At 61.7% G+C, this 248-nt stretch carries 1 protein-coding gene; it reads right to left on the bottom strand.

Translation table 11 applies throughout. The annotated features are described in order from the left end of the window. Positions 1-77 precede the first annotated feature (77 nt). Positions 78-248 (bottom strand): SURF1 family cytochrome oxidase biogenesis protein (locus AAEY79_RS15975; RefSeq protein ID WP_352289662.1); only part of this gene is annotated, 171 nt, incomplete at its 5' end.

Raw genomic sequence — 248 nt, 5'->3', positions numbered from 1 at the left:
GCATCGGCCCGACCACGCCAAGCACGATCAGCAACAATTGAATGCGCCCGCGCCGGCGGCTGGGAACGGGTTTGGCCTCAGACATGCTGGGTGGATTCATGACGCTTCCCATGGCGTTTCTCCTTTGCGTGGTGCCAGCCGAAATAGAGGTAAAGACCGAGCAGGGCCGTGGCCATGGCGAACCATTGCACGGCGTAGCCGAGGTGTTTTTCCGGGCCCATCGCGACTACCGGCCAATCGGTCTGGTA

The organism is Psychrobacter sp. GW64-MNA-CIBAN-0177, assembly GCF_040309585.1.
In the GTDB taxonomy this organism is placed as follows: Bacteria; Pseudomonadota; Gammaproteobacteria; order Pseudomonadales; family Moraxellaceae; genus Psychrobacter; species Psychrobacter okhotskensis.
Note: the sequence above shows the minus strand (reverse complement) of the source record. Positions and strands in the feature narration are given on the sequence as shown.